The organism is Pollutimonas bauzanensis, from assembly GCF_040393045.1.
Taxonomy (GTDB): domain Bacteria; phylum Pseudomonadota; class Gammaproteobacteria; order Burkholderiales; family Burkholderiaceae_B; genus Pollutimonas; species Pollutimonas bauzanensis_A.
The window spans coordinates 1-7,297 of record NZ_JBEBUX010000177.1; the positions used below are offsets into that span (position 1 = coordinate 1).

At 57.1% G+C, this 7,297-nt stretch carries 5 protein-coding genes and 1 pseudogene; 5 read left to right on the plus strand and 1 reads right to left on the minus strand.

Going from position 1 to position 7,297, the window contains the following annotated elements:
• From ABWO67_RS18485 to ABWO67_RS18505, 5 genes and pseudogenes are all read left to right on the plus strand, one after another.
• A pseudogene (locus ABWO67_RS18485) lies at window positions 1-219 on the plus strand (LysR family transcriptional regulator); the annotation flags it as partial.
• 110 nt (window positions 220-329) lie between these two features.
• Window positions 330-1,757 carry an FAD-dependent tricarballylate dehydrogenase TcuA gene (gene tcuA / locus ABWO67_RS18490; RefSeq protein WP_353154531.1) on the plus strand — a complete coding sequence of 476 codons (1,428 nt, stop codon included), beginning with the start codon at window positions 330-332 and terminating at the stop codon, window positions 1,755-1,757.
• The gene (gene tcuB / locus ABWO67_RS18495; RefSeq protein ID WP_353154535.1) at window positions 1,744-2,916 is read left to right on the plus strand and encodes a tricarballylate utilization 4Fe-4S protein TcuB; all 1,173 of its coding nucleotides are present in this window, start codon (window positions 1,744-1,746) and stop codon (window positions 2,914-2,916) included. The genes tcuA and tcuB overlap by 14 nt, the downstream gene beginning before the upstream one ends.
• A 60-nt stretch (window positions 2,917-2,976) precedes the next feature.
• Window positions 2,977-3,918: a Bug family tripartite tricarboxylate transporter substrate binding protein gene (locus tag ABWO67_RS18500; RefSeq protein ID WP_353154545.1), complete on the plus strand. Its 942-nt coding sequence runs from the start codon at window positions 2,977-2,979 to the stop codon at window positions 3,916-3,918.
• Window positions 3,919-4,002: 84 nt separating this feature from the next.
• Complete coding sequence (locus tag ABWO67_RS18505; RefSeq protein WP_353154539.1) at window positions 4,003-5,097, plus strand: hypothetical protein; 1,095 nt, start codon at window positions 4,003-4,005, stop codon at window positions 5,095-5,097.
• A gap of 20 nt (window positions 5,098-5,117) precedes the next feature.
• On the opposite strand, the gene fusA is transcribed toward ABWO67_RS18505, so the two are convergent.
• A complete protein-coding gene (fusA, locus tag ABWO67_RS18510) occupies window positions 5,118-7,220 on the minus strand; it encodes an elongation factor G (RefSeq protein WP_353154542.1) in 2,103 nt (700 codons plus the stop codon).
• Window positions 7,221-7,297 lie beyond the last annotated feature (77 nt).

The window sequence follows — 7,297 nt, forward strand, 5'->3', positions numbered from 1 at the left end:
GCTACGATACAGCCGGGTGCGGCGGTGGTCCGTGCCAACGATAAGCAGTTGCTTCGCATCCCCTTATTGCACGACAAAATGGTGCGCCGCAATATTGTGGCAAGCCTTTCTGACGACCAGTTGTCTCCCGCTGGCTTGGCCGCGCGGGTTGTACTTGTCGATGTCATGCGCACGCTGGTAGCAGAAGGCCATTGGCCGGGCGCCGAACTTACCATCTAGCCGGATGAAGTCTTCACTATTTGTGAATACCTATCGTCATATGCCCCGTAGCGGACGAATAGGAACACGACTACAGTACGCAGAATATGTAGCCTTAGATGGACCCATTCATGTTCGATGTACTTGTAATTGGTGGAGGCAACGCAGCCCTGTGCGCCGCCTTGTGCGCACGCGAAGCGGGCGCTAGTGTCCTGGTGCTCGAATCGTCGCCACGCGAGTGGCGCGGCGGGAACTCCCAGCACACGCGGAACTTGCGCTGTATGCATGACGCGCCCCAAGACGTACTGATAGATGCTTATCCTGAAGAAGAGTACTGGCGCGATCTGCTTGCCGTGACCGGCGGGCAGACCAACGAAAAGCTGGCTCGTCTTGTTATCCGCGCGTCCTCGACCTGTAGGGGGTGGATGCGCAAGCATGGCGTTCATTTTCAGCCGCCGTTGTCGGGTGCACTGCATGTGGCGCGCACCAATGCCTTTTTCATGGGCGGCGGCAAGGCGCTGATCAATGCCTACTACCGAAGCGCCGAGAATCTGGGAATACAAATCCGTTACGACTCGCCGGTCGATACCCTTGAAATCCGCGATGGGCGCTTTATTGCCGCTTATGCGAAAGGTGAGCGTATCGAGGCCCGTGCTTGCGTATTGGCAGCCGGCGGCTTCGAGTCGAACCGCGAGTGGCTGCGTGAGGCCTGGGGCCAGAACGAACGTGGTGAATGGCCGGTGGACAACTTCCTTATCCGTGGGACACGGTTCAATCAGGGTGTGCTCTTGAAGCACATGTTCGAAGTACAGAACGCCGACAAGATCGGGGACCCGACGCAGGCGCACATGGTGGCCATTGATGCGCGCGCGCCTTTGTATGACGGCGGCATATGCACCCGTATCGACTGCGTATCGCTGGGTGTGGTGGTGAACCGCGACGCACAGCGCTTCTACGACGAAGGCGAAGATTTCTGGCCCAAGCGTTACGCCATATGGGGTCGGTTGCTGGCCAACCAGCCAGGGCAGACCGCGTATTCCATCATTGACAGCAAAGCGGTAGGGCGTTTCATGCCGCCCGTATTTCCTGGCGAGAAGGCCAACAGTTTGCCGGAGCTTGCCGCCAAGCTTGGCCTGGACACTGACGTATTCATGCAAACACTAAACAGCTACAACTCCGCCTGTAAGGTCGGCACTTTTGACCACACCAAACTGGACGACTGTCACACCGAAGGGTTGTCGCCCGCGAAAACGCACTGGGCCTTGCCCCTGGACCAGCCGCCGTTCTATGGCTATGCACTGCGGCCCGGCGTGACCTTTACGTATCAAGGTCTTTTGACCGATGAGACTGCTGCCGTACGCTTCAATGACAAGCCAAGCGACAACCTGTTCGTAGCCGGCGAAATGATGGCCGGGAACGTGCTGGGCAAGGGCTATACCGCAGGTATCGGCATGTCGATAGGCACGGCTTTTGGGCGCATTGCCGGAACCAAGGCCGCCGAGGCCGCTTTGGGCGTAGAAAACGTCATCCAGCAGGAGGCTGATAATGCAACAGCTTGAAGCATTGACTAGCGAAGCCCTGGAACTGGGTTCAGGGGCGATTTCCCTGACTGCCTCAGAGGCCGAAGCGGCACGGCAACTGCAAGTTTGCAACGCCTGTCGTTATTGTGAAGGATTTTGCGCCATGTTCCCAGCCATGACGCAACGCTTGATGTTTGAAAAGGCCGACGTTCACTACCTTGCCAACCTGTGCCACAATTGCGGCGCCTGTTTGCATGCCTGTCAATATGCGCCACCGCATGAATTTGCCATTAACGTGCCGCAAGTCATGGCGCAGGTGCGCGGACAAACATATAAAGATTACGCATGGCCGCCGGCCTTGGGCAAACTATACGAGCGCAACAGCCTGGTGCTGACAATGGCCTTGGCTGCCGGCCTGGCGCTTTTTCTGGTACTTGCCGTTGCCATGGGTGGCGGGTTGTGGAGCAGTGCCGTTGCTGGCAACTTCTACAAGGTCTTTCCGCACAACTTGCTGGTAGGGTTGTTCGCACCGGTATTCCTGTTCGCCCTTCTGGCGCTTGGTATGGGCTTGCGTCGTTTCCTGGGCGATATCGGCCCGGCGACCAGCGGTGCGCCGGCCAGTACACCAGCGGCGCTTGAGGCCACCAGCGCCGTATTGCAACTGAAATACCTTGATGGCGGCCACGGCGAAGGATGCAACAACGAAGACGATAAATTCACTTTGTCGCGCAGGCGTTTCCATCACCTTACTTTCTATGGGTTTATGTTGTGTTTTGCCGCAACAAGCCTGGCTACGGTGTATCACTACGTCTTTGGATTGCAGGCGCCCTACGACTTGCCCAGCCTGCCCAAGATCCTTGGGGCCGTGGGCGGTGTCGCATTGATGATAGGTACTGCCGGGCTTTGGTACCTGCATCGCCGGCGCCACCCCCTGCATGGTGATGCAGCACAAAAGCCAATGGACCTGGGCTTTATTGCGCTGCTCTTTTTGATCAGCGCCAGCGGCCTTGCCTTGTGGTTGGGGCGCGGTACGTCGGCGATGGCCTTATTGCTTTGTTTACACCTGGGTGCAGTCATGGCCCTTTTCTTGACCATGCCTTACAGCAAGTTTGCGCATGGTTTCTTCCGTAGTGCCGCGCTACTGCGCTACGCCGTGGAAAAACGACAACCTAAAACGGCGCCTGCTGGGGCTGACTGAAAGTAGCTTTGAAAATGAAGGAGACATCTCATGAAGTTGAATAAAATTATAAGTATCCTGATGCTGTCTGCAGGCGCGCTAATCATGTCAGCGGCTCACGCCGCCCAGGATTTGCCTGACAGGCCCATTTCCCTAGTCGTCGGCTTTGTCGCTGGCGGCGCTGCCGACACGTCCGCCCGCCTGATCGCGGAACGACTGGGGCATAACACCGGCCGCTCGATCGCCATCATCAACAAGCCCGGCGCGGGCGGCAATATTGCCCACCAATATGTGGCCACCGGGCCGAGCGACGGCAGCATGCTGCTGTTAGGCTCGGTCGGACCGCTAACCATTTCTCCCCATCTAATGGACTTGCCTTACGATCCTTTAAAGGATTTGGCGCCCATTTCAGGTGGTGTGAATTTTCCCAACGTACTTGTGGTGCATAAGGCTGGTGGCGTGAAGACGCTGAAGGAATTCCTGGATCTGGCCAAGTCTGCTCCTGAGAAAGTGGACTTTGCCTCGTCGGGCTTCGGGGCTGCCTCGCACATGGCAGGTGAGCTGTTGAACATGGAAGCAGGTGTCAACATGGTACATGTGCCATATAAGGGCGGTGCACAAGCCATGCAGGATCTGCTCGGCGAACGGGTGCTATCGTATTTTTCGGCACCCCCGACGGCAATGCCTTACGTGGAAGACGGCAGGCTCATTCCGTTGGCAACGACAGGGCTGAAACGCCCAGCTTACCTGCCCGAAATACCGACGGTTGCCGAGTCGGGCTACCCCGGCTTCGAGGCGCTGAACTGGTACGCTTTCGTTGCTCCGGGTAAAACACCGGATCCCATTCTTGATCGCTGGAACGAAGAAATCGTTAAAGTCCTGAACGACCCCGAGGTGCAAAAGAAACTGACGGAATTCGGTATGACGCCGCAGCCGACCACGCGTCAGGAGTTCGCCGCTTATATAAAGAAAGAGTACGACAAATGGGGCAAGATCATTAAGGAACGTAATATTACGAAGTAAAAGAACGGCAATGGCGGGCCTGCAATGGGCCTGCCGCATCTGCTACAGTGAACGCTCCTGGTTGCACACTACCGAGCGCGCGATATGAAAACCATACTTGTCGCCAGCCTGCTTGCTCTACTCGGCGCGCTGCTGATCACTAGTTTATACAAGCCTAAACCTTTAGAGGCGCAGTTGCTGCATCTGCAGGTCGAGCAAGTCATGCCGGAATACGCGGATTTGCTGGCTGCCGAACCTGCCGAGCTGCAGGCGCTTTTTCTTGCTTACGCGGACGATCGCGTATTGGCGACGAAGGCAAGGCTGGCGCTGCTGCGTTATCCCAATATCGCCACGCCCATTTTGTTGATTCTCGGAGACCGTCTGGAGTTCCAGGATGTGCTTCGCCAGTATGGGGAAGACGTCATCCTGCCCATACATTACTTTTTGACGAATGAAGTATTTACGCTGGAGGTGATGCGTGGCTTGAACGAGACCGCCCGATCAGCTGTGAACGCGGTTCGGCGGTTATGGAGCGGTAGCGAGTCTGAGCAAGCCGTTGCCAATGGGCCGCTATCGAGCGAAGAGCGGGGCTGGTATGCCGTTCAGTTCATCAAGGCCGAAGGCTACGATTTCCTTGGTCAATTCGTGGTGAATTCCAATGGTGATGTGCGGTGGGTTCAAACGGAGCGCGTCCTGGAAGGCATCAATAACTTCTTCGCAGGCGGCCTGAAAGGCTTGGAAACCAAGTTTCGCCGGGATGAGCCAATAGTTGTCAGCGACGTGGGGTGGGCGGCGCTGGACGTCGCAGTCGGAGTCGGTGCGCTCAAGGTGCTTCGCATGGGCAGGGCTACGGCGGCAGGAGGCCGTTCCCTGACCTTTTCCCAGCGTTCGGCAGCACTTGGATCCGGTTTATGGCGCGGTAGCGTGGTTGGAGCCAGAATGGTGAAGTATGGTGCGCCGGCTGTGCTGGCCTATATTGCCATCCGGCATCCCAGCGTGATCAATTCCCTACTTGGTTCCGCAGCGGAAAAGCTGGGTCTACCCGTTGGCCTAGTGCAGGTCGTAGGCTGGACACTCGTGCTGCTTCCCATCATGCTGTTGCTGAGGTTTGTTCTGGGGCCGCTTGCCTGGATGGTCGCGGGACTCGCGGGTTTGCTTCGTTGGATGGAAAACCGGTTGCGGCGGGCGCCTGCGGTGTAGCCTCGAGTCCCGATAAGGGGTTACCTGGCGCTGCTTGTGGTGACCACGTCTGCAATTTGGCGTGGCGCTTCGGCGTAATGCTTGAACTCCATTGTGTAGGTGGCGCGCCCCTGGGTGGCCGAACGCAATGTGGTGGAGTAGCCGAACATTTCCGACAAGGGCGCCTCGGCCCGAATGACTTTGACGCCGGCGCTCATGTCATCCATGCCCTGGACAGCACCGCGGCGCGATGACAAGTCGCCCATGACATGGCCGGCATATTCCTCGGGCGTTTCCACTTCCACAGCCATGATGGGCTCCAGAATGACGGGGGCCGCTTGCTTGAAGGCCTCTTTGAAACCGAGGATGGCAGCCATCTTGAACGCTTGTTCTGAAGAATCCACATCATGGTAGGAACCGAAGGTCAGGCGCACCTTGATGTCGACCACGGGAAAGCCTGCCAGCACGCCGCTGTTCATCGCTTCGCTTACCCCTTTTTGAACGGCGGGGATATATTCTCGCGGCACCACGCCGCCTTTTATTTCATCGAAGAATTCGAAGCCCTTGCCACGTTCATTGGGTTCGACAGTGAGCACCACATGGCCGTAGTGGCCTTTGCCGCCCGACTGCCGAATGAATTTGCCCTCTATCCCTGAAACCGGCTTGCGAATTGTTTCGCGATAAGCCACCTGAGGTTTGCCCACCTTGGCCTCGACCCCGAACTCCCGCTTCATACGGTCGACGATGATGTCCAAATGCAGCTCGCCCATTCCCGAGATAATGGTTTGGCCTGAGTCTTCGTCTGTGCGCACGTGAAATGAAGGATCCTCGGATGCCAGGCGCTGCAAGGCACTGCCCATTTTTTCCTGATCTGCCTTGGTTTTGGGTTCAATGGCCTGGGCAATAACCGGATCAGGGAATGTAATGCGTTCAAGCGTGATGGGCGCGGTAATGTCGCACAAAGTGTCCCCGGTGGTGAAGTCTTTCAGGCCGACGCAGGCAGCGATATCGCCCGCGTGGATTTCTTCTATTTCCAGGCGTTCATTGGCGCGCATTTGCACAATACGGCCGATGCGGTCTTTCTTGCCTTTGATCGAATTCAGAACACTGTCTCCCTTATTCAACACGCCGGAGTAGACACGTACGAACGTCAACTGGCCCACAAAAGGATCTGACATCAGCTTGAAGGCCAATGCGGAAAATTTTTCGTCATCGGCTGGCCGCCGGGTAACGGGCTTGCCGTTGTCGTCTGTGCCAGTGACGGGTGGGATATCGACAGGGGAGGGCAGGAACTCGATGACGGCATCCAGCATGCGTTGCACGCCCTTGTTTTTGAAGGCCGAGCCGCACAGCATGGGCTGGATTTCGCCCGCAATCGTGCGGATGCGCAAGCCCCAGATGATTTCACCTTCGTCCAGGTTGCCGTTTTGCAGATACTTGTCCATAAGTGCTTCGCTGGCCTGTGCAGCTTCTTCCAGCATTTTTTCACGCCATGTCTTTGCCAGCTCAAGGAGCTCCGCGGGAATGTCTTCGAACGCGAACTTGACGCCCTGCGTGCTGTCATCCCACACGATGGCTTTCATCCTGACAAGGTCCACGACCCCTGTGAAGGAGTCTTCGGACCCAATCGGAAGGACGATGGGGACTGGATTGGCGTGCAGGCGGTCCACCATCATCTGGCGTACACGCAAAAAATCGGCACCGATGCGATCCATCTTGTTGACGAAGGCCAAACGTGGAACATGGTTTTTGTTGGCCTGGCGCCAGACGGTTTCGGATTGTGGCTGCACCCCGCCTACGGCGTCATACACCATGACAACGCCATCAAGCACGCGCATGGAGCGTTCCACCTCGATGGTGAAGTCTACGTGCCCGGGGGTGTCAATGATATTGATGCGATGTTCGGGTAGGGCGCTGCCCATGCCTTTCCAGAAGCAGGTGACCGCCGAAGAGGTAATGGTGATGCCGCGTTCTTGTTCCTGTGCCATCCAGTCAGTGATGGCGGCGCCGTCATGAACCTCGCCCAGTTTGTGACTGACCCCGGTATAGAACAAGATGCGTTCAGTGGTCGTGGTTTTGCCGGCATCGATATGCGCCGAGATGCCGATATTGCGATAACGCTCGATGGGTGTCTTGCGAGTCATGGCGTCCGGACTCCCTGGGTAGTTCGTCTCCTAGCATATACCCACTTTTATTCGCTTGGCTATCAGTCGCCTGTCTG

Excerpts from the sequence above, each read along its gene's own strand:
- fusA (WP_353154542.1), bottom strand. The coding sequence starts at position 7,220 with ATGACTCGCAAGACACCCATCGAGCGTTATCGCAATATCGGCATCTCG.
- tcuA (WP_353154531.1), top strand. The coding sequence starts at position 330 with ATGTTCGATGTACTTGTAATTGGTGGAGGCAACGCAGCCCTGTGCGCC.
- ABWO67_RS18505 (WP_353154539.1), top strand. The coding sequence starts at position 4,003 with ATGAAAACCATACTTGTCGCCAGCCTGCTTGCTCTACTCGGCGCGCTG.
- ABWO67_RS18500 (WP_353154545.1), top strand. The coding sequence starts at position 2,977 with ATGCTGTCTGCAGGCGCGCTAATCATGTCAGCGGCTCACGCCGCCCAG.
- tcuB (WP_353154535.1), top strand. The coding sequence starts at position 1,744 with ATGCAACAGCTTGAAGCATTGACTAGCGAAGCCCTGGAACTGGGTTCA.